This is a genomic window from Enterobacter sp. ZOR0014, from assembly GCF_000798855.1.
GTDB classification, from domain to species: domain Bacteria; phylum Pseudomonadota; class Gammaproteobacteria; order Enterobacterales; family Enterobacteriaceae; genus Enterobacter; species Enterobacter kobei.
The window spans coordinates 52,552-74,504 of sequence record NZ_JTLF01000304.1 but is presented as its reverse complement, the minus strand read 5'-3'; the positions used below and the strand labels follow the sequence as shown (position 1 = coordinate 74,504).

At 55.9% G+C, this 21,953-nt stretch carries 18 protein-coding genes; 9 read left to right on the top strand and 9 right to left on the bottom strand.

Annotation, left to right across the window (positions count from 1 at the left end; all coding sequences use genetic code 11):
* Positions 1-7 precede the first annotated feature (7 nt).
* On the bottom strand, positions 8-1,300 hold the full coding sequence (locus L977_RS16125; RefSeq protein WP_014883876.1) for a glycoside hydrolase family 10 protein: 1,293 nt from the start codon (positions 1,298-1,300) through the stop codon (positions 8-10).
* A gap of 7 nt (positions 1,301-1,307) precedes the next feature.
* Positions 1,308-1,595, bottom strand: a complete 288-nt coding sequence (locus L977_RS16120) for a VF530 family DNA-binding protein (protein WP_023338326.1) — start codon at positions 1,593-1,595, stop codon at positions 1,308-1,310.
* A 172-nt stretch (positions 1,596-1,767) separates the two neighbouring features.
* Here L977_RS16120 and L977_RS16115 point away from each other — a divergent pair, with 172 nt between their 5' ends.
* Complete coding sequence (locus tag L977_RS16115; RefSeq protein ID WP_047626207.1) at positions 1,768-3,219, top strand: hypothetical protein; 1,452 nt, start codon at positions 1,768-1,770, stop codon at positions 3,217-3,219.
* 41 nt (positions 3,220-3,260) lie between these two features.
* Here L977_RS16115 and L977_RS16110 read toward each other — a convergent pair whose 3' ends face one another.
* Positions 3,261-4,745, bottom strand: a complete 1,485-nt coding sequence (locus L977_RS16110) for a UbiD family decarboxylase (protein ID WP_047626206.1) — start codon at positions 4,743-4,745, stop codon at positions 3,261-3,263.
* Between the two features lie 112 nt (positions 4,746-4,857).
* Between L977_RS16110 and L977_RS16105 the strand changes: the two genes are divergently transcribed.
* Positions 4,858-5,742, top strand: a complete 885-nt coding sequence (locus L977_RS16105; protein WP_047626205.1) for a LysR substrate-binding domain-containing protein — start codon at positions 4,858-4,860, stop codon at positions 5,740-5,742.
* Positions 5,743-5,755: 13 nt separating this feature from the next.
* On the opposite strand, the gene L977_RS16100 is transcribed toward L977_RS16105, so the two are convergent.
* Both L977_RS16100 and L977_RS16095 read right to left on the bottom strand, forming a co-directional pair.
* Positions 5,756-6,742 (bottom strand): MBL fold metallo-hydrolase, encoded by a 987-nt coding sequence (locus L977_RS16100; RefSeq protein WP_047626204.1) that lies wholly within the window; start codon positions 6,740-6,742, stop codon positions 5,756-5,758.
* Positions 6,743-6,802: 60 nt separating this feature from the next.
* Positions 6,803-7,330, bottom strand: coding sequence for a GNAT family N-acetyltransferase (locus L977_RS16095; RefSeq protein WP_023337318.1), 528 nt, complete (start codon positions 7,328-7,330; stop codon positions 6,803-6,805).
* Between the two features lie 132 nt (positions 7,331-7,462).
* Here L977_RS16095 and treZ point away from each other — a divergent pair, with 132 nt between their 5' ends.
* From treZ to glgX, 3 genes are read left to right on the top strand one after another with little or no spacing between them, the layout of a single operon-like run.
* The gene (gene treZ / locus L977_RS16090) at positions 7,463-9,250 is read left to right on the top strand and encodes a malto-oligosyltrehalose trehalohydrolase (protein ID WP_047626202.1); all 1,788 of its coding nucleotides are present in this window, start codon (positions 7,463-7,465) and stop codon (positions 9,248-9,250) included.
* On the top strand, positions 9,247-11,715 hold the full coding sequence (gene treY, locus L977_RS16085) for a malto-oligosyltrehalose synthase (RefSeq protein WP_047626201.1): 2,469 nt from the start codon (positions 9,247-9,249) through the stop codon (positions 11,713-11,715). Before treZ ends, treY begins: the two co-directional genes overlap by 4 nt.
* Positions 11,716-11,730: 15 nt before the next feature.
* Positions 11,731-13,806, top strand: coding sequence for a glycogen debranching protein GlgX (glgX, locus tag L977_RS16080; RefSeq protein ID WP_023330442.1), 2,076 nt, complete (start codon positions 11,731-11,733; stop codon positions 13,804-13,806).
* Between the two features lie 2 nt (positions 13,807-13,808).
* Here glgX and L977_RS16075 read toward each other — a convergent pair whose 3' ends face one another.
* Positions 13,809-14,354 carry a winged helix DNA-binding protein gene (locus tag L977_RS16075; protein ID WP_014883867.1) on the bottom strand — a complete coding sequence of 182 codons (546 nt, stop codon included), beginning with the start codon at positions 14,352-14,354 and terminating at the stop codon, positions 13,809-13,811.
* A gap of 198 nt (positions 14,355-14,552) precedes the next feature.
* Between L977_RS16075 and L977_RS16070 the strand changes: the two genes are divergently transcribed.
* The 3 genes from L977_RS16070 to L977_RS16060 are packed head-to-tail and all read left to right on the top strand — an operon-like array spanning position 14,553 to position 17,263.
* On the top strand, positions 14,553-15,275 hold the full coding sequence (locus L977_RS16070) for a DUF969 domain-containing protein (protein WP_047626200.1): 723 nt from the start codon (positions 14,553-14,555) through the stop codon (positions 15,273-15,275).
* Positions 15,272-16,258: a DUF979 domain-containing protein gene (locus tag L977_RS16065; RefSeq protein WP_047626199.1), complete on the top strand. Its 987-nt coding sequence runs from the start codon at positions 15,272-15,274 to the stop codon at positions 16,256-16,258. The genes L977_RS16070 and L977_RS16065 overlap by 4 nt, the downstream gene beginning before the upstream one ends.
* Before the next feature lie 9 nt (positions 16,259-16,267).
* The gene (locus tag L977_RS16060; protein WP_047626197.1) at positions 16,268-17,263 is read left to right on the top strand and encodes a DUF2891 domain-containing protein; all 996 of its coding nucleotides are present in this window, start codon (positions 16,268-16,270) and stop codon (positions 17,261-17,263) included.
* Positions 17,264-17,342: 79 nt separating this feature from the next.
* Here L977_RS16060 and L977_RS16055 read toward each other — a convergent pair whose 3' ends face one another.
* Positions 17,343-18,761: an MFS transporter gene (locus L977_RS16055; protein WP_023337314.1), complete on the bottom strand. Its 1,419-nt coding sequence runs from the start codon at positions 18,759-18,761 to the stop codon at positions 17,343-17,345.
* 118 nt (positions 18,762-18,879) lie between these two features.
* Between L977_RS16055 and L977_RS16050 the strand changes: the two genes are divergently transcribed.
* A complete protein-coding gene (locus tag L977_RS16050) occupies positions 18,880-19,785 on the top strand; it encodes a LysR family transcriptional regulator (RefSeq protein ID WP_047626195.1) in 906 nt (301 codons plus the stop codon).
* 4 nt (positions 19,786-19,789) lie between these two features.
* Here L977_RS16050 and L977_RS16045 read toward each other — a convergent pair whose 3' ends face one another.
* A complete protein-coding gene (locus L977_RS16045; protein WP_047626194.1) occupies positions 19,790-21,244 on the bottom strand; it encodes a Cu(+)/Ag(+) sensor histidine kinase in 1,455 nt (484 codons plus the stop codon).
* Entirely contained in the window at positions 21,234-21,917 is a 684-nt protein-coding gene (locus L977_RS16040) for a copper/silver response regulator transcription factor (RefSeq protein WP_047626193.1), read from the bottom strand. The genes L977_RS16045 and L977_RS16040 overlap by 11 nt, the downstream gene beginning before the upstream one ends.
* Positions 21,918-21,953: the final 36 nt, after the last annotated feature.

The following is a 21,953-nucleotide window of genomic DNA, read 5'->3' as shown; positions in this document are numbered from 1 at the left end:
CTTCCGGTTAGCTACCCCAGCGTCCTTTGAGATAGTTGACCGCCTGCTGCGTCTGCGGCTTGTTCAGGTAGTCTTCCCGGAACAGGATGGTGCCGTTGACGTTGGGCAGCGAATCATTGAGATCGAGCTGTTTTTTCAGTTCCGGCACGCCGCCCTGAACCGTCCAGTCCGGCTCATTTTTCGACGGTTCGCCCACTTTGTAGAACGCGATGCCGATGTACAGACGCGTGTGGGTCGGCTTCACGACGTCGGCCCACCATTTGGTCAGTACGTCATAGCGCGCGGCATCCCGGGAGAAGGGCCAGTAAATCTGCGGGGCGATGTAGTCCAGCAGGCCCTGCTGCACCCACTGACGCGTATCGGCGTAGGATTCATCGTAGGCGGCGGCACCCCGGGTGTCGGAGCCTGCCGGGTCAAAGGAGCGGTTACGCCACACGCCAGCCGGGCTGACGCCAAACTCAACATCGGGTTTGGTTTGTTTTATCGCGCGGGAAACCTGAACGATCAGCTGATGCGTGTTGTGTCTTCGCCAGTCGGCCTTAGAGGCAAATCCCTGTCCGTACTGCCGGTAAGTCTGAGAATCATTCAGCGCGGATCCCGGTGATTCGGCATAAAAGTAATCATCAAACTGCACGCCGTCTATCGGGTAGTTCGCCACGACTTCCGTGACGACACGGGTTATCCAGTCGCGCACTTCCGGAATGCCGGGATCGAGCACGAAGCGATCGCCCGAGACGCGTACCCACTCCGGGTGCTGGACATAGACGCTGGACGGGGTCTGATACGCCGTCCGGTTCAGGGCAGCGATGGTTGACGGCTTCGTGTTGGTCGACACGCGGTACGGGTTGAACCAGGCATGGACTTTCATACCGCGCTTGTGCGCTTCATCCAGCATAAACTGAAGCGGATCGTATCCCGGATATTCGCCGATGTTGCCCGTCAGCATATCTGACCACGGTAATATTTTTGATGACCAGAGTGCCGTGCTGTCCGGCTTTACCTGGAAAAATACCGTGTTAATCCCAAGGTGTTTAAGGTTATCGAGCTTGGCGATAAGCGCCTGCTTTTGCATTGCGATGCGCTGGTCAGCGCTGGAGCCATTCACCGAGGCCACCGGCGGCCAGTCGAGGCGAGAGACGGTCGCCAGCCAGATCCCGCGCATCGGCTCGTTTGCCTGTTGGGTCGGTTTGCTGACGGTGGGGAGCGGGGTAACTAATGATTTTGGTGGTTTTGAGGAGCAGCTTACAAGTAAAAGTGCGCAGCCAGCCAGCGCACCGATCCGTTTTACGTGTCGCGTCATTTGCGTATTAGCTCTTGATAATCCGACTGTTAGCCCAGGGATTAAAGGCGGGCGCCTCCTGTTCTATATGTCCCTCGTCGTGGAGGGAATCCAGATACAGGGCTTCGACCTCCGCGCGTGCCCACGGGGTACGGCGCAGAAATTTCAGGCTCGATTTAACGCTGGGGTCTTTTCTGAAACAGTTAATTTTGATGCGGTCACCCAACTCGCTCCAGCCATATTTCGCCACCAGGGCGTTGACCATCATCTCCAGCGTGACGCCATGCAAAGGATCGTTAGAAATGTGTGCAGTCATAGGTGTCCGGATGTCTCAATTTTTGTGGGGGTGGAGTTACCGGTGAAAGGGTACAAGAAAGCAGGGGAAGCGGCAACAAACCTACCTTGTTTGAGCGTCAGAAATTGCATCCAAATCGGTATAATAGCGCCGAATCTATAACCGACATTTGGCATTCCAGGAAAAAGAGAAGATGAAAAACAGTGGGAACATCTTTAGTTGGCTTGAAGTTTCGGCGCAGCATGTTCTGGAAAGGGAACAAGAGAAAAAATATATCGATCAGTTGAGATTAATAAACAAGCAGAGTGGAATTAAAAAAATTCTGCGTTACCCGTCCTATGAACATGTTTGCCTTCCGTACCAGCCTCCTCATAACATGTCACGTCTGGAAGAACAGCTCATCGCCGAAACTTCACTGTATGCTACGCCTGGTGCTTTGGAATGCGGATATGCACAGAATATAAACTGGACCGCAGACGGCATTTTAAATGAAGAGATTTACAAATGGATTGGTTGTTACACGCGTATCAGATTAGAGCTTGCCGGGACATGTGTTGAGATCGGTAAGAACAATGCATTCAAAATGCGAGATTTTTACCAGTGCATCGAGTCCTCAGAAAAAGCGACTATATCGTTTATCCTCGGCGGTTTTTTTTGCTTTCAATCGGCAACTTACTGGCTCAGGTCCAGAAATGAAGAGATAAATCTTTTCATTCACGCCGGACTAGCTATGAAGGCATCACTGGAATTCCCCCCAAAAAAAACCAAGAGAAAAATGCCTGATTACCTGGTTGGGACCGATAAGGATGAGTGGCATATTTTTGAAAGCAAAGGGGGCGAACATACCAGTCGCTGGCAAAGGATAGAAGAGGGGGTTGTACAACTAGGTAGCGTTACTCATATTGTCTGTAACGCTAACCCTCCTCAAAAATTCAGTACCTTCGTTTGTACACATACCTCGATTGATGCAGGCGATGATATTGTCATCAACGTTGTTGATCCAGCCCCAGAGAAACCAGAATCTATTATTATCAACCGCGATGTTTGCCTTCTTCTTACGAAACTAACGTTAATCAGTCTTTTCGATACGCTGTCTGCCATTAAAACAAGCCGTATACAAAAGATACCAGGAATGGATGACTGGGTATTTGTGCACGCGTCAGAATATGACAACATTAACTTTGGCATTCCAGAAATGTGCTTAGGTTATAAGAGAAAATTAAAGTTAAGACTTGGGATATACCTTCTGATAAAGGAGATAATCGATCTTAATCTTGCCAAAGATAAGATCGGTGTAAGTATCGCAGAACTTAAAGAAAAACTCACTGCATCACTTTCTTCTCCAGTAAAACTTCGCAGAGTAATCGGTGTCCTGAGTCCCTTTATGCGCCGGAAAATATCCCATGAAAATTACGGTGATTACTTTAATGCATTATCGGAATATCTGGCACTTCCAAAACTAACAGTAAAAATTCTGGAGGAAGAAAAGCGGCTTGTTAATGATTTACCGGGAATCATAAAGAAGCACCGTTCACCATGGGGTGGACTCACTCGCAAGGCTCCATTGCCGGGCAATGACGATCCTTGGGCGCTGGCGCACAGCAATAAACAGAAAAAGCTGCGGATGAAACACAAAAACCGCTAAGGGGATAACGACAAAGGCCACATTAACGTGGCCTTTTGTCATTATTTCTCGTTAAACAGCTCCGGCGCCCACGGATGTGGATCCACCTCCATAAACGGCGCGCGCTCGAAGCGATCCTTCAGCGCCCACGGTATCGTGCAATCAAAGATGGTCTTGCAGGAGATGCCGTTTCCGCGAATTGAGGTGCTGTAATCCGGCGACTGAGACGGATCCAGCTGGTGGCCGCGGATCCCCGGAATATTCGTGATGCTGACATCGCCCTGCATACGGGTGGTCATAGCCCACAGGATGTCGTCGCTGTCGAAAATATCCACGTCTTCATCGACAAGGATAATGTTTTTCAGCTCCGAATAGGTGGCTAACGCGATAAGTGCTGCCTGGCCCTGGCGTCCTTCGTCTGACGGCTGGCGTTTTTTCACCTGCAAAATACCCAGGAATTTACCGCCACCCGCGGTATGCGCATAGACGTTTTGCAGTAAGCCCGGAATCGCCTCCTCAACCGCATTGCGGATGCTGGCCTCCGTCGGCAAACCGGCCAGGGTGGTATGTTCTTCTCCGGGGCCCACCAGCGTTTGCAGGATAGCCTGGTGGCGCATGGTCACCGCTTTCACTTTGATCACTGGCAGAGACGGGTTCGCCTCACCGCAGTAGCCCGGGAATTCCGGCATCGCGTGGCCGGTGTTGGTATGCTGATCTTCTCTTACGCGCACGCCGGGAAGCAGTTCGCCTTCAATGATAATTTCCGCCCGCGCGATGGCTTTCTCTTTTACCGCCACGCCCTGTACCAGCTCGACCGGCTGCTGGCGCAACGCCCCGGCGACGCCCAGCTCATTGTAACCAAACGGTGTGGTGGGGGCCTCAAAACACGCGCCGATATAGATAGCGGGATCGAGCCCCATGTTGATCGTCACCGGCAGCGGTTTTCCGGCCGCTTCCGCTTTTTTGCGAAAGACTTCAATATGGCGACCGGCGGCCAGGAACATGGATAGCTCATCGCGCTCCTGCACGCAAAGGCGGTGGATGGTGACATCCGTCAGCGAGCTGTCCTCCGGATCGCTTGCCAGCACCAGTCCCAGGCAGAAGAACGGGCCTGCATCAATCGGCGTATTGGTTGGTGCTGGCAGCAGTTTGCGCAGATCGAAGTCCGGATCGTCAGCGTAGAAGACCTGCTCCTGACAAGGGGCCTGCGAGGCCGGGACGACAACGGGTGCGACCGGTTTTTTCACCGCCTGACCGACATGTTTTGCCAGTTCAGAAGGCGCACAGCCTAACAAAAGTGCCGCGCGTTCACGGCTGGCGTGCATGCCCACCAGAATGCGCGAGCCCGGATAGCCCTTCACGCTGTTGAACATCATGGCCGGCCCCGTGCGGGTCGGGCGTTTTACCGTACCGCCCGCGCCAATATGACGATACACACCTGCCAGCTCTGCGTTAGGATCGACGGGATGATCGGTTTCAATATACTGGCCTTCGTGGCGCTTCAGTAAGGCGATGGCACTTCTGAGATCGTTGACTGGGTTTTCCATATTTTCCTCCCTCGGTTGAATACCTCCATTTTTACGACAATGACCCATAGCATCAATTGCATCATTACTGCTAAATTGATAATAAATTTATTATCAAAAAAGGAAGTCTCCCGTGCAGTTTCGTCAGATGCGCCATTTCATTGTCGTTGCCGAAGAACTCCACATGCACCGGGCCGCCGAGCGTTTAAACATGGCGCAACCGGCGCTGAGCCAGCAGATAAAGGCGCTGGAAGAACGTTTAGGCGTCACGCTCTTTAGCCGGGCGAACCGTCGCTTAACCCTGACGCCCGCGGGCGACGCGTTTCTGGTGAAGGCCAGGCTCGCCATCTCCCTGACTGAGCAGGCGGTACTGGACGCCAGGCAAACGGCGAGAGGCGAGCAGGGGGTGTTAAACCTGGGATGCGTGTCGAGTGCGATGTTCGACGGTAAGCTGCCTGCTGCACTGCGCCAGATGCACAGCCGTTGGCCAGCAATTACCATGTCTTTGATGACGGGCAATGTGCAGACGCTCTATGCCGCCGTGCAAAGTAACCAGCTGGATGTGGCGATTATTCGGGCACCGCTGCCATCGCTGCCTGACGATCTGCAAAGCCGGCCGTTCACCTCAGAAAAAACGGTGCTGGCGCTGTATCGCCAGCATCCTCTGGCCGACTCTTCCGCTCTGACGCTCGCGTCAGTGAAGGATGAAAAATGGATCTCGCTGCGCGATCCGGAGGGCACGGGGCTGGAGCAGTACTTTTATGACGTCTGTAGCGGGGCGGGTTTCCAGCCGGACGTAGTGCAGAATGCGACGGATGTTCCCACGGTGATAAGCCTGGTCTCCGCGGGATTTGGTCTGGCGTTGCTGCCTGCGTCAGCAAAGGCAGTGAGTGTCGAGAATGTCGTTTACGTGGACATTCTCGACCGTCTCAGGGAAAGCGAACTGACGCTGGTGTGCCACCGAATTATTCGCTCAGAAGTGCTTAAAAAATTTCTGATGACCCTCGATCGCACCTGACGGCGTCATCCGCTTATTTCACGCTGCTGGCGTCCCGGTTGGTATAGGTAACGGGAACCCAGGCATAGCCACCGTTTTCACCTTTGGTGACATAGCCGATACCCGGGAACGGCAGATGGGGCGCGGCAATCAGGTCTCTGTTTTTCACAAAGTCCGCAAACGCCTGTTCGCGCACGCTCGCCGCTTTGTTCTGATCTTCATCGTAGGTGATGGTCACACCAGGCTGCGGGAACTGGACCGCCCCGGCATGAATGATGTCGCCGACAAAGGTGATCTTCTCGCCTTTGCTTGTCAGCGTGTAGAAGGCTGAACCCGGCGTATGGCCGGGATGAACCGTGCCGGTCAGCCCCGGAAGAATCTCAGCCGTGCCGCTAAAAGGCACCACTTTACCGGCGTCAAGATAGGGCTTTAAGGTCTTCTGCGCGATGTCAAAGTAGTTCTTGCCGTAGCCGGTTTTCTTTTGATTATCGTCGTTAAAGAAAAAGTCGACGTCGGGTTTGCCAACGAAAACGCGTGCGTTGCTGAATACCACCTTGCCGTCTTTGACCAGACCGCCCGCGTGATCGGAGTGGGCGTGGGTCAGCAGGACTTCAGTAATGTCCTCGGGTTTAACCCCCTGCGCGGCGAGGCTTTCAACCAGGCGTCCACCCGCATCAGGACCAAAGAGCTGGCCCGAGCCGGTATCCACCAGAATTTTATGTCCGGGGATCGCAATCAGGAACGCGTTAATGGAGACCTCGGCCGGGTTGGTCTGGAAATTTTTCGCGAGCAGCGCATCAATCTTTTGCGGCGTTGTCCGGCGCAGCAGCTTATGCAGATCCTGCGCGACGGTTCCGTCGGTAAAAGACGTGACAATGACATCGCCGACCTGCACGCGGTAACCGCCCGCCGGTTGTTTAACGACGTGCTGGGGCGTTTCTGCCGAAGCCTGCAGCACAGGGTAGAAAAGCAGTGAACTGGACATCAGCGTGGAAAGAGCAAGTTTTTTCATGGTAAGCATACGCGTCTCCTTTGAAAGTGCTCATCTTACTCATAGCGGCCGTAGAGCAGCGAGTTTCCTCTACACCAGCATGTAATACCAGAACAGGGCAACTTCGTCTTTTTCCGGCAGGGCGTTGTACAGATAACGGTCGTATCCGCCTAGGGTGAAACCGTAGTTTCGGTAAAACAGACAGGCCGAGACGTTTACATTTTGGGTTTCAAGCCGCAGTCCCGGCGCGTTTACGCTTCGCGCCCACACGTGCGCGGCGGCCATCAATTTTTGTGCTGCACCGGTTCTGCGTTTCGTACGATCTACGGCTATGTAATCCACCGAGATAAACTTATTCCAGCCAATTGATGCAGTAATAAAGCCGGCTATTTCACCCTCGTTCGTTTCTGCAACAAGAAATATGGCGTCCGGGTTAACACAATGATTTTCAAGTGTCTGGATATCGAGCTCGTAGGTTTTTATCCAGGGCTCGGCGATAGCTTCAATATGCAAATCACAATGGAGAAAAGGCTCTCGTGCAATGTGGTTAACGGTGAAAGAGAAGTCACAACATTCGAGGCGTACGAGGTCGGTATTTAATCCTTTTCGAATCTGCATAGTATTCCCGGTAGTGAGTGAGTTCATAAAGAATAGACGAAGCGGTTAAATCCGCTGAGCCAACATACTTTTAATCCTGAACTAAGCTTGTACTTCGTTCCGCGTAAAATGTGGGTCATTCGAGGACAATGAATGGAATTCAGGACATTTCAAAAGCAGTGGGGTGCTGAGTTTATTTCCGATGACGTTGTACGTTTTCGCGTCTGGGCAGAAGGACAGAAAGCGCTGACGCTACGTCTGGCCGTCACCGACGTGCCGATGACGGCAGTGGGTAACGGTTGGTTTCAGGCAGACGTTCCGGGCGTTACGCACGGCACAGAGTATCAGTTTGTCCTGCAGGACGGCATGACGGTGCCCGATCCCGCGTCTCGCGCACAGGCGAGAGACGTTAACGGCCCCTCCATCGTTATCGATCCCCGACGTTATCAGCCGGTTAACCGGGACTGGTCAGGGCGGCCGTGGGAAGAGACGGTTATCTATGAACTGCACATCGGCACGTTTACCCCGGAGGGGACCTTCCGGGCCGCGATTGAAAAACTCCCTTACCTGGCAGAACTGGGTATTACCCAGCTTGAAGTTATGCCCGTGTCTCAGTTTGGCGGATCCCGCGGCTGGGGGTACGACGGTGTGTTGCTTTATGCTCCGCACGCCGCATACGGTACGCCAGAGGATTTCCACGCGTTAATCGATGCCGCGCACGGTCTTGGGCTTTCCGTGGTGCTGGATATCGTACTCAACCACTTCGGCCCGGAAGGCAACTATCTCCCGTTGCTGTCGCCTGCCTTTTTTGATGCAGAGCGGATGACGCCCTGGGGCAACGGGATCGCCTACGAGCGCGAGCCGGTAAGACAGTACATGACCGATGCGCCGCTCTACTGGCTGACCGAGTACCGCCTGGACGGCCTGCGTTTTGATGCCATCGACCAGATTAAAGACAGTTCGAAGACGCATATTCTCCAGGAAATTGCAGAGAAGATCCGTGAGGCGATCCCGAACCGTCATGTTCACCTGACCACGGAAGACAGCCGCAACGTCATTTTCCTGCATCCGCGTGATGAGCACGGCAATACGCCGCTGTTTACCGCTGAGTGGAATGATGATTTCCACAACGCGGCTCACGTGTTTGCCACCGGTGAGACGCACGCGTACTACCAGGATTTTGCGTTTGAACCAGAGAAAAAATTCGCCCGGGCGCTGGCAGAAGGGTTTGTCTACCAGGGCGAGGTTTCGCTGCAAACCGGCCAGTCCCGCGGGGTGGAGTGTCACACACAGCCACCGCAGTTCTTCGTTGATTTTATTCAGAACCACGATCAGACCGGGAATCGCGCCCAGGGTGAGCGGCTTATCACCCTCGCGGGCGCCAATAAAACCCGTGTGCTGCTTGCTGCACTGCTGCTTTCCCCCCATATCCCGCTGCTGTTTATGGGCGAGGAGTTTGGTGAATCACATCCGTTCATGTTCTTCACCGATTTTCACGGCGATCTGGCCGACGCGGTGCGGGAAGGGCGCGCAAAAGAGTTTACTGGCCATGCCGGGCACGATGACGCTGTCCCGGACCCGAATGACGTGAACACCTTTGTCCGCTCAAAGCTTGACTGGAATAAAATTGCCACCGACGACGGCAAAACGTGGCTCCGCTTCACGCGCCATCTGCTTACGCTGCGTCATCGTTATATCGTTCCGCTTCTGCATGAGGGAAGTCGCGTCGAGGGCAAGGTGATCGGGACGGCACCCGGGATGGTGGCCGTAAGCTGGCGCTTCCCGTCCGGAACGCTTTCGCTGGCGCTCAATATCGGCAATAAATTTGTCAAACCGCCCGCTCTCCCGGGGGAGACGCGTTTCGCCTGGCCGGAGGTAACCGACATTTTGCCGCCGAACAGTATTGTCGTTCGCTTTGCTGATGGAGAAGCATCGTTATGATCCCTTCCGCCACGTACCGTATACAGTTCCGTAATGGCATGACCTTCGATCGCGTTGTCGGGCTGGTACCCTATCTGAAAGACCTCGGCATCAGCCACCTTTATGCCTCCCCGGTGTTTACTGCCACAACGGATTCCACGCACGGCTATGACGTCACCAACCCGAATGAAATAGACCCTGCGATCGGCGGACGCGAAGGTTTCGACCGCATGTCCGCGGCGCTTAAGCAGGCCGGCATGGGGCTGATACTGGATATTGTCCCTAACCATATGTCGACCTCTCTGGAAAACACCTGGTGGCGGGACGTGATTGAGTACGGACAGCAGAGCCGCTATTTCCGCTATTTCGATATCGACGGGTCTCGCCCGCTGACGCTGCCGTTTCTCGGGGACACCTTTGAGGCGGAGCTGGAGAAGGGAGCCATTACTTTAAAACGTGACCCTGTCACAAACAAAGCCGCTCTGATCTATTACGACACCGCATATCCGCTCAACCCGGGCACGTTCAGCGAGGATAAGAGCCTTGCGGAACTGCACGAAGCACAAAGCTGGCGATTGATGTCCTGGCGGGAAGCGCCGAAACAGCTTTCGTGGCGACGTTTCTTTGAGATTACCGGTCTGGTGGGCGTGCGTGTTGAAGATGACGCGGTATTCGACGATACGCATCGCCTCATCCTTGAACTGGTTCACGCGGGTGTGGTGGATGGTCTGCGGATCGACCATATCGACGGTCTGGCCGATCCGCTGGGCTATCTGCAGCGCCTGCGGCAGGCAACCGGACCGGACTGTTATATCACGGTCGAGAAAATTCTCGCTAAAGGAGAACAACTTCCCGCCGAGTGGCCCGTCTCCGGTACTACCGGGTACGAATTTATCGCTTCGCTGGCGGAAGTGCTGGTCGACGACGATAACCTGTCGCGTCTGGAAAAAATTCACGACGAGACGCTGGGGGTAACGGTCGATCGCCACGCGGAACTGCGCGATGCGAAAGGCCTGATGACCGATCGTAATTTTGAGGGCGAGTTCACCACGCTGCTTAATCTTGCAGACGATCTGGCCCGCCGCAATGACGTTGCGCTGCAGCGCGATGATATTCGCCACGGGTTACGCGAGCTGCTTATCGCCTTTCCGGTGTACCGCACCTACGGCACCCGGGAGGGGTTAACCCCGCCAGATGTCGCGCTGCTTAACCGCGTGGTCGCCAGCGTAGAGACATCCGAAGCCGCCCTGAGCCTGATAGTCCGCATTCTTACCGGCGATTTGCCGGAAGAGTGCCGCGAGTCCGCCGCGCTTTTCAGAACCCGCTTTCAGCAGTTGACCGGGCCGCTGATGGCGAAGTCCGTTGAAGACACGCTGTTCTTTCGTCATAACCTGGAGCTGGCGCTTAATGAAGTGGGCGCCGACCCGACGCCGCGCGCGTTCTCGCTATCCCGCTTTCATCAGGAGATGCGCATTCGTCTGGCCCGTCAGCCCGATGCGCTGCTGGGCACCTCCACGCACGATACCAAGCGCGGGGAAGATGCCCGGGCCCGGCTTTACACCCTGACGGAGGCCCCGGAACAGTGGGGCGAAAATCTGGCCCGATGGCGCCAGATGAACCAGACCCAGGTGCGGTTTCTCAATGACGGTACCGCGCCAAACGCCGCCGACACGTGGATGATCTATCAGGCGCTGGCAGGCGTCTGGCCCGCCACGCTGTCGCCGGACGACGCCGACGGGCTTGCGTCGCTGGAGGCGCGTTTTATCGGTTTCCTCGAAAAAGCGCTGCGCGAGGCGAAACAGCGCACCGACTGGATCGACAGCAACGAGAGCTATGAGAGCGTGGTGCTGCGCTATGCCCGGCACCTGCTTTCACCGGACAACACGCTGTTTCTGCATGATTTCAGCGAGTCCATGCGGCCCTTTATCCGCGCCGGACTGATGAACAGCCTCAGCCAGACGGTGATTAAGCTGACGGCGCCCGGCGTGCCGGATATCTATCAGGGCAGCGAGGCGCTTAACGTTAGCCTTGTCGATCCGGATAACCGCCGCGAGCCGGACTTTCCGACGCTGGTGCAAAACCTCAGCGTGGCGAATGCCGGTATGTTTGAAAACCCGGCGTGCTGGCAGGACGGCAGGGTGAAGCAGTTTGTCACCGCTACGCTCCTGCGTCTGCGTCCACACTATCCCGGGCTGTTTCGCTATGGCGACTGGCTGCCGCTTAAAGTGTCCGGCGATCGGGAGGAGCATCTGATTGTCTATGCGCGGGTGAAAGACGGCGAGGTGCTGATTGTTGCCGTGCCGCGACTGGTTTTTGGCGTCACCGATAACCGCACGCTGTGGGGCAATACCACGGTGGCGATACCCGAGGCGCTGGCAGGAAAACGCTATCGGGATCTGTTCAGCGGTGAAAGCCGCATGCTGCAAGAGACGCTGGATTTAACGTCGGAAAAGGGATGTGTACTGGTTCTGCTTACCTGCGAATAATCGTGGAGAACGAAAATGGCAAAGGATACAACGTTTGAAATTCGGGCCGGTCATGGCCAGCAGTTGGGTGCAAATTATGACGGGAAGGGGGTCAACTTCGCGCTGTTCTCCGCTCACGCTGAGCGGGTGGAGCTCTGTCTGTTTGACCCCTCCGGGAAAACGGAAATCGCCCGGCTCGAGCTTCCTGAATATACCCACGAAGTCTGGCACGGCTATGTGCCGGATCTGAAGCCCGGTACGCTTTACGGCTATCGCGTTTACGGCCCCTATGACCCGGAAAACGGTCATCGCTTCAACCCGCATAAACTGCTTATCGACCCCTATGCCCGCGAACTGGTGGGTGATATCGACTGGAACGAGGCCCATTTCGGCTATGCGCTGGGGCATGACGAATTAGATTTGAGCTTTGATACCCGTGACAGCGCCCCGTTCACGCCAAAATGTAAGGTTATCGACCCGAACGCCTGTGACTGGCAGGACACTAACCGACCCACTATCCCCTGGCCGAACACCGTGGTGTATGAAAGCCACGTAAAAGGGTTTACCCAGATGAACCCGGCAATTCCTCCCGAACTGCGCGGCACCTTTGAGGGGATGGGGCATAAAGCCTCCGTGGACTACATCAAAAGTCTCGGCATCACCTCGGTTGAGCTGCTCCCGGTTCACTGGTTCCCGGACGATCAACATCTTCTCGACCGCGGTCTGAAAAACTTCTGGGGCTATAACACGCTGGGCTTTTTTGCGCCAGCGTCGCGCTACTTCGGCCCGGCGGGGATCCAGGGCTTTCGCGATATGGTGCGCGCTTATCATGATGCGGGCATCGAGGTGATTCTCGACGTGGTGTATAACCACACGGCGGAAGGCAATGAGCTTGGCCCCACGCTCTCGTTTAAAGGCATTGATAACTACAGCTATTACCGCACGCTGCCTGACCAGCACCGGTATTACATCAACGACACAGGAACGGGGAACACGGTCAATACCTCTCACCCGCGTGTGCTGCAGATGGTGATGGATTCGCTGCGCTACTGGGCGGAGTCGATGCATATTGACGGTTTCCGTTTCGACCTGGGAACGATACTGGGCCGCGAGCCGGAAGGGTTTGATCCGCGCGGCGGCTTTTTCGACGCCATGACCCAGGATCCGGTTTTATCCCGACTGAAGCTAATTGGTGAACCCTGGGATATCGGCCCCGGCGGCTATCAGGTGGGCGGTTTTCCGCCAGGCTGGGGTGAATGGAACGACAAATACCGCGACACCGTACGCGAGTACTGGAAGGGGGATAACGTCTCTAACGACTTTGCCGCCCGTCTGCTGGGATCCGGTGACTTGTACGATCTGCGCGGGCGTCGCCCCTGGGCCAGCGTTAATTTCATCACCGCCCATGACGGCTTTACGCTGAATGACCTGGTGTCGTACAACGAGAAGCATAACGCCGACAACGGGGAAGACAATAATGATGGCCATAACGATAACCGTTCATACAACTATGGCGAAGAAGGGCCGACGGAGAACCCGGATATTATTGCTACCCGCGAAAGGCAGAAGCGTAATTTCCTGACCACGCTGCTGTTTTCCCATGGTACGCCAATGCTGCTGGCCGGCGATGAGTTTGGCCGCACGCAGAAGGGCAACAACAACGGCTACTGCCAGGACAGTGAGATCTCGTGGATCGACTGGAAAGGACTCTCCGAGAACGACGCTGCGCTGCGCGAGTTTACCCGACGGTTGATTGCGCTTCGTGCCGCGCAACCGTTATTGCGTCGTGAAAGCTGGCGCGACGGGCTGGAGATCCGCTGGTTTAACGCCGGCGGCGGTCCGCAGCAGGCAGAGCAGTGGGATGAGGGCTCGACGCTCGGGGTGTCCATCAGCAGGCCCGATCTCAAACAGGAAGAGGGGATCTGGCACGATGTGCTCATGCTGTTCAACCCGTTTGAAGGCAGCGTGGCATTCCAGATCCCACAGTTTGGTGAAGGGGGATGGGTGCTGGAGCTGTCTACAGCCGATGACGCCGTGACCGGGAAGGCGATCACCGAAGCGGTAGAATTCGAGCTGGCCGGACGCAGCATTACTCTTTTCCGACGGCCCTGAGTTTACAGTGATGCCGCCGCCCTGGCGGCGGTGTCGTACAGAGAGGAAATCGTGCGTAACAGCTGCGCGGTTTCGCCAATGGATTTTCCGGCAATGCCGCTCTCCGCATGTATCGCGATCAGACACGCCTCCCGCACGTCGCGGTATTTCATACATAACGCTTTACCTTCCTCCGTGGTGGAGAAAAAGAGCTCTTTACCCGCTTTCTCACTTGTCACGTAGCCTGCTTTAACCAGCTTTTTCAGGGCATAAGTCACCACATGCGTATCTTCCACGTTGAGAACAAAACAGATATCAGCCAGCTTTTTCTTGCGGTCGCGGTGGTTCACATGGTGCAGAAGTGAGACATCAAAGGCGCCCATATCGGGCTCGCCGGCAGCCGTCATGCAGCGCACCATCCATTTGTTGAACGCGTTGCTGGTCATGATCAGCGCGTATTCCAGCTCTGACAGTTCCGCGCAGCGCTCGGACACCAGATGGCGGGACGAGACGATCCGGCCATCGTTGATGTCGTCGTGATGGGGTGAAGCACGCTTTTCTGAGGTCATAACGTTCCTTAGTCAGAAATGTAAACTCATCGATAAAATAAGAACATTTTATTGATAAATTGTTTACATGTTTTTGAGGTTCAGATATAGCTTTTTAGCGCAGGTTTTGCAAAGCCTGACGAAAACACAACATCGCTCGCCGCAAATTAAAAAAATAGCCGTCGGCGCGCAACGCTCACTTTCGATAGGGTAAACGTTATGGACGGTTCTACGCTGTTGCCGCTGATCGGGATACCGATCGTGGTTATTGGTTTTGCTTTGCGCTTCAACCCGCTACTGGTGGTCGTGGTGGCGGGGCTGGCGACGGGTCTGCTGGTCGGTATGGATTTCGGCATGCTGCTTGAGACCTTTGGCGAGAAGTTCGTCAATAGCCGATCGCTCGCGACCTTCATTCTGATCCTGCCGGTCATTGGTCTGCTGGAATATTACGGGCTAAAAGAGCGCGCCCAGGCCTGGGTCGCGAAGATCGCCAGCGCCACCTCGGCGCGTATTTTGATGCTCTACTTTGTTGCCCGTGAAGGCACGGCCGCGCTGGGGTTGATGTCGCTGGGCGGGCATGCCCAGACGGTACGCCCGCTGCTGGCGCCGATGGCTGAAGGGGCCGCTCTGAACGAGTATGGTGAACTGCCGCAGTATATCCGCGACAAAATCAAAGCCCATGCCGCCGCGTGTGACAATATCGCGGTCTTCTTTGGGGAAGACATTTTTATCGCCTTTGGTGCAGTGCTGCTGATTGACGCGTTCCTGAAAGAGAACGGCATTCAGGGGATTGAACCGCTGCATATCGGCCTGTGGGCCATTCCGACGGCCATTGCGGCATTGATTATTCATATGACACGCCTGCTGCGCCTGGATGCCAGTATCCGTCGTGACGTGATGGCCTGGCGTGCAGAGCAGGCAACGCAGGGGGCCGCGCAATGATGACGCTTATCACCATTAACCGCGTGTACTACCTGATTGGCTTCGTCGTAATGTTGCTGGTGGTCATGACCCTGCGCGATCGTGTGAATCCGAAGCGTTTCACCACCGCGCTTTTCTGGTTTTTATTCGGCGGGATTTTCCTGTTCGGTGATCTGATGGTTCAGGAGCTCGGCAAATCGCTGGCGTACCGGATCATCGGCGGCAGCGTTATCGTTATCGCGCTGCTGGCGGGCTTTGGTCTTGTCGGAAAGGGGCACTACAAAATGGCCTCCGATGAGGAACGGGTTGCCTCGTCAAACCGCCTCAAAAACTGGCTGTTCCTGCCTGCGCTGATGATCCCCGTGGTGACGGTGATCGGGACGCTGTTCCTGAAGGGCGTGTCGATTGGCGGCGTTTATCTTCTCGACCAGAAACAGCTCACCCTTGCGGCGCTGTGCGTGGCCTGCGTCGCGGCGATCCTCACCGGCTGGTGGCTGACGAAGGGCACGCCGCTGCACGCGATTCGCCAGTCTCGCCGTCTTGTCGATACCATCGGCTGGGCGGTGATCCTGCCGCAGATGCTGGCCATGCTGGGTGGGGTATTCGTGGCGGCCAATACCGGTGACTCCGTGCAAAAGGTGGTGAGCCTGTTTGTGAACCCGGATAACCGCTTTATGCTGGTGGTGATTTACTGCGTGGGGATGGCGCTGTTTACCATGATCATGGGTAACGCCTTTGCCGCTTTCCCGGTATTGAGTGCCGGTATCGCCTTGCCGTTCCTGATTAACGTGCATCACGGTAACCCGGCACCGCTGCTGGCGATTGGTATGTACGCAGGGTATTGCGGCACGCTGATGACGCCGATGGCCGCGAACTTCAATATCGTGCCCGCCGCGCTGCTGGAGCTGAAAGACAAATATCAGGTGATCAAGATCCAGATCCCGACCGCGTTAACCTTGCTGGTGGTGAACGTGTTCTTAATGTATTTCCTCGTTTTTCGCTAAGGAGCGGTTATGGAATTAACGCAACAACAGGCTGACGCGTTTGCCCGAATGCCTTTAACCTATTTGCGCCAGGAATACCCGAACCACATCATGCACCTGCTGAATGATGATGGTGATGTTCTGCCGCCTCGCGAACTGCACCCGATTTTCTACGGCTGTTTTGACTGGCACTCGGCCGTGCACGGCTACTGGTTGCTGCTGCGCTGCGTGCGTCTCTATCCCGAATTGCCGTGCCGGGAAGAAATCGTCGCGCTATTCGACGAGCACCTGACCGAAGAGAACGTGGCTAAGGAACTGGCCTATTTTACTGCGCCGTTCCGCGCCTCGTTTGAGCGCCCGTATGGCTACGGCTGGCTGCTGGCGCTGGCCCAGGAACTGAAACAGTCTTCGCTGCCGCACGCCGCAGGCTGGTATCAGACGCTTGAACCGTTAACGCAGGATATTCGCAATCGTCTGGTGGATTACCTCGGCAAGCTCACCTATCCGATCCGCGTCGGGACGCATTACAACACGGCGTTTGCTCTGGCGCTGGCACTCGACTATGCGCGTACAGTGAGTGACAGCGGGCTTGAGCAGGCTATTCTGGCATCAGCGGAACGGTTTTATCTCGCCGACACGCGCTACCCGGCGCACTACGAGCCCGGCGGTGATGAGTATATTTCCGGTGCGCTGACAGAAGCGTTGCTGATGAGCAAGGTGGCAGATGACTTCCCGGCCTGGTTCGACGCGTTTCTGCCGGAGGTGGGCGCCGTTGCAGCCCTGATGAGCCCGGCGCAAGTGAGTGACCGTACCGACCCGAAAATTGCCCATCTGGACGGGTTAAACCTGAGCCGCGCCTGGTGTATGAAGCATATCGCAAAAGCGCTTCCCGCAAACCATCCGGCGCAGCAGGCGCTGCGTGATTCGGTGGCGAAACACCTGATGGCAAGCGTAGAGCATGTTGTCGGCAGCCACTACAGCGGCGGGCACTGGCTGGCGAGCTTTGCGCTGCTGGCGCTGGAGTAAATAAACGAGACGCCTTTCTTGCCGGGTGGCGCTGCGCTTACCCGGCCTACATTGTTCATTAAAATCAATATATTGCATATTATCTTGTAGGCCCGTGCAAGTGTAGCGCCGCCGGGCGCAGCCTGCTCGCGCTAAACAACACGGCGCCCGTCGAGGCTATGACGGCGATCCACAGCGCAACATGCACGATCCGGTCATCAAGGGTTTGGCCGGTTGTTGCCGCCAGCAGCACGCCTACCGTAGCGGCGCCGAGACATTGGCCGAATGTCCTGACGATAGACAACACGCCGGAGGCATAGCTGGCATAGTCTCGCGCCACGTTAGCGAGCATTTCCCGGTTATTGGGGCTCTGGAAGCAGCCAAACCCTATCCCGCAAACCAGGCTGCGCAGGCAGATGTTCCATACGGATGGGCTTTCAGGCAGGGTCGCCAGCAGAACCAACCCACCGACAAATATCATCAGCCCAAGGGTCGAAATCAGCGGCGCGGAAATCGTATCAGCCCAACGCCCCGCGTGCGGCGCAATCAGCACAATACCTATCGGCCACGGGGTAAAGAGCAGCGCAGAAACCACCGGACTGTAGCCATACACGCTCTGAAACAGGAACGGCAGCGCGACAAAGGTGATGCCCTGGCTCACAAACGAGGCCAGCGAGGTTAGCGCAGCGAGGGTAAAGCGTCCGTTTTGGAATATGACGGGCGGAAATAAAGGGTGACTTGCCCGCCGAATCCGCCAGATAAAGGCGAGGGCGCTCATCAGCGCGAGAAGTCCCCAGCCGATGGCTTCGTGATTAATGTGCTGCGTGACGCGCTGAAGACTGTTGGCCGTCATGATCGTGGCTCCCAGAAATGTTGCGGAGAGCACCGCGCCTGGCGCATCAAAGGAGGATTTATCACCCGCTGATTCCTTCGGTAAAGCGTGCCATGCCAGCAGCAGGGCGATGCAGCCTGGAATAAGGTTAATGGCGAACAGCCATTGCCAGCTCAGCGCGTTCAGAATCGTTCCGCCCAGCACCGGGGCTATCGCCGTGCTGGAGGCGATGAGCAGGGCGTGCAGCCCCAGAACGCGGCCAAGCAGTCTGCCGGGAAAAACGGATCGCAGGATTGCCGGGGCGATGCTCAGGGTGGCCGCGCCGCCGATGCCCTGCAGAATACGCATTCCGATCAGCACATCCGGGGTCTTCGCCAGCGCGCAGCCGAGAGAGGTAAGCGTAAAGGTAGCAAGCCCGGCCAGAAACACCGGGCGATAGCCCACGCGCGCCGCCAGCGCGGCAAAGATGGCGAGGGTCATGGCCGCTGACAGCAAATAACCGTTGGCGAACCAGACAGCAACATTGGCAGGAACCTGCATTGCGCTTGCCATGGAGGGGAGCGCGATGTTGATCATCGTCCCGTCAAAGACCCCCATCAGCGTGGTGGTCATCACGGCGGCCAGGACCCGGGCGCGCTCATGCCCGGATAAACCTTCATCGCCGGGCAGGTTTGAAAATAGCGTCATCGTCGTTACTCCAGAAAAAGAATAGTAATGACGAAACTATAATCATCAGGTATACAGGGCGGAAGACGCAGCATTTGCACTAAATCGTTGCATATAACGCCTTATCTGAGGATTCCTCGTGACCGATCCTGACTTTAATCTGCTTGTCGCGCTCGATGTCCTGCTGGCCGAAGCCAGCGTGGCGGGCGCGGCGCGACGCTTAAACCTGAGCACCTCCGCCATGAGCCGAACCCTGAGCAGGCTGCGGGAGGTCACCGGCGATCCTATTCTGGTTCGGGCGGGTCGTCAGATGGTGCTGACCCCCTGGGCGGAAGCCACACGGGATCGCGCCCGCAACGCCGTACACGAGGCGAGGGCGGTGCTCCAGCCCTCCAGCGATACGCTGAAGGTCGAGAATCTGGCGCGCCTGTTCACCATCAGAGCCAACGACGGTTTTGTGGTGGCGTTTGGGCCATTGCTTATTGCCGCAGTCGCGAGTGTTGCCCCCGACGTTTGTATCCGTTTCTCCCCGAAACCTGAAAAAACATCGCGCTATCTGCGAGAGGGGCTTGTCGATCTGGAAATCGGCGTGCAGAGCAATATGGGGCCTGAAATACGTCTGCAACGGCTGTTTCAGGACAGGTTTGTTGGCGCAGTGCGCCAGGGGCATCCACTGGCTTCGCGCCCGTCAGTTAGCCTGCAGGATTATATCTCCTGGGGGCATGTGGTGGCCTCGCCCGACGGATCGTTACACGGTTTTGTCGATGACGCGCTGGCGGAACGCGGGATGAAACGTAACGTCGCCAGCGTTGTGCCTGGTTTCCCGACGGCGTTATCCGTGGCGCTGGCCTCCGATCTGATTGCCATGGTCCCGGCGCTGTATTTGCTCAATCAGCCCATGTCAGAACGCGTACACGTCTTTGAACTGCCGTTTAAAACCCGGAGCATTACCGTCTCACAGATGTGGCATCCGCGCATGGAAAAGGATCCCGCGCACCGGTGGCTCAGGGAGAAGGTGCTGGAAGTGTGTCAGCCGGTTCGCTGACCGCTTAAACGGTTTTCTTCGGCACGGAAAGTATAAAGCGCGTCGATACCGCATCGGATTCCACACGGATTTTTCCGTGATGGGCGCTGACGATGGATTTCACGATGGCAAGGCCGATGCCGCTGCCTTCGCCTTTACGCTGTCTTGATGGATCCACCCGGTAAAAGCGGTCAAACAGCCTTGGCAGATGTTCTTCCGGGATCGGCGCGCCGGGGTTGGCAACCACCAGTTCAACATTGTTTTCCTGCTCTCGGAGTGAGACGGTCACCGCTTTTCCTTCAGGCGTATAGCGCAGGGCATTGGATAACAGATTGTTAATCGCCCTTCTGAACATCTGCGGATCGCCTTCTGTCAGGCAGGGCATTCCGTTAAATTTCAGCGTGACGTTACGTTCTTCCGCCCAGGCTTCGAAGAAATCGAACACTTTCATGACTTCAGCGCGCAAATCAAAGATCGCCCGGTCCGGGATGAGCTGATTATTATCCGCCTGCGCCAGGAACAGCATGTCGCTGACCATCCGGGTCATTCGGTTGTACTCTTCGAGACTGGAATACAGCACATCTTCCAGCTCCTTCTGAGAACGGTTCTGGCTCAGCGCAATTTCCGTTTGCGTCACCAGATTGGTAACAGGCGTTCTGATCTCATGCGCGATATCGGCGGAAAAATTGGCCTGGCGGGTAAAGACATCTTCAATTTTTTCAATCATATGGTTGAAAGAGATCACCAGCTGTTCCAGCTCAACGGGCACGCGGGACGGTTCAAGTCGCGCGTCGAGATTCTCTGAGGTGATATTTTTAATGGCGGTGCTGACGTTACGCAGAGGCAGATGGCCCTGGCGTACCGCAATACGAATGACAACAATAATCAGCAGACTGATTGCCGCGGCAATCGCGAAGAGATTCTTCTTCAGGGCATCCAGGTAGTGGAGATGAAAATTAATGGAGAGGCCAATCAGCATCACGTATTCCTGCGATTTGCCCTGCAATGTCGCCGTGCCTGACGAGGCGATAATCCGGTACGTATCCATTTTCATGTCGGGCCCCGCGTGCATGGGAGCAGCAGAGTCCTCCACCGTCCAGAGAAAGACATCCTGGGCGCGACGGTGCTCGTTAAAATCCGGTGTATTCATCGCAGGGCGTAATGCTGCCCCGTGTGCCGAGCTGAACAGGGTATTTCCCTGCGGATCCACAAGCAGAACGGCAACGTTGCGGTAACTGGCGATCGACTCGTTGAGTTTACTGATTTTCTTCCGCTCGGGTTCGGCAGGAGATTGGAGGATACGGTGCATCGCGGTGCTGATTTGCTGCAGATCGCTGATGTCCTGCTCAGCAAAGTGCTTTTCAACGGAATGCACCATAAACCACGTGAAGGCGAAAAACGCCAGGATCGTGGAGAGACTGATAAAAAAGGTCAGCCGAAGAGCCAGCGAAAAAGGGCGTCTGAAAGGCTTAATGCGCATCCGGCGCCTCCAGCATATAGCCCACACCTCGCACCGTCTGGATCAACTTGTGTTCATAATCGTTATCGATTTTTGCCCGAAGCCGTTTTACCGCCACATCAATGGCGTTCGTATCGCTGTCAAAGTTCATGTCCCACACCTGAGAGGCAATCAGGGAGCGGGGCAGCACTTCTCCCTGATGACGCAGGAAAAACTCCAGCAGGCTGAATTCCTTACTGGTTAACAGGATGCGATTCCCCGCCCGGCTCACTTTTCTCGACACGAGGTCAACCGTCAGGTCAGCCACCTTAAGTTGGCTTTCCGCAATCACCGTATTTCCGCGCCTCAGCAGCGTTCTTACCCGGGCGAGAAGTTCAGCAAAGGCAAAAGGCTTAATCAGATAATCATCCGCACCCAGCTCAAGCCCTTTGACCCGGTGTTCAATGGTGCCGAGCGCCGTGAGGAGCAGTATGGGCATTCCTTTCCCGGCCGAACGCAGCATGCGGACAATATCCCAGCCGTTCACGTCGGGAAGCATAATATCCAGAATCAGCAGATCGTATTCCGCAGTCATGGCGAGATGGTAACCGTTGAGGCCATTGTCAGCGTGGTCCACGATAAACCCCGCTTCAGTCAGCCCTTTGCTGAGGTATTCACCGGTTTTCATTTCGTCTTCGACGATCAGTATTTTCATCTTGCTCCCCTGACTGGCTGCTGACGACATTCTATT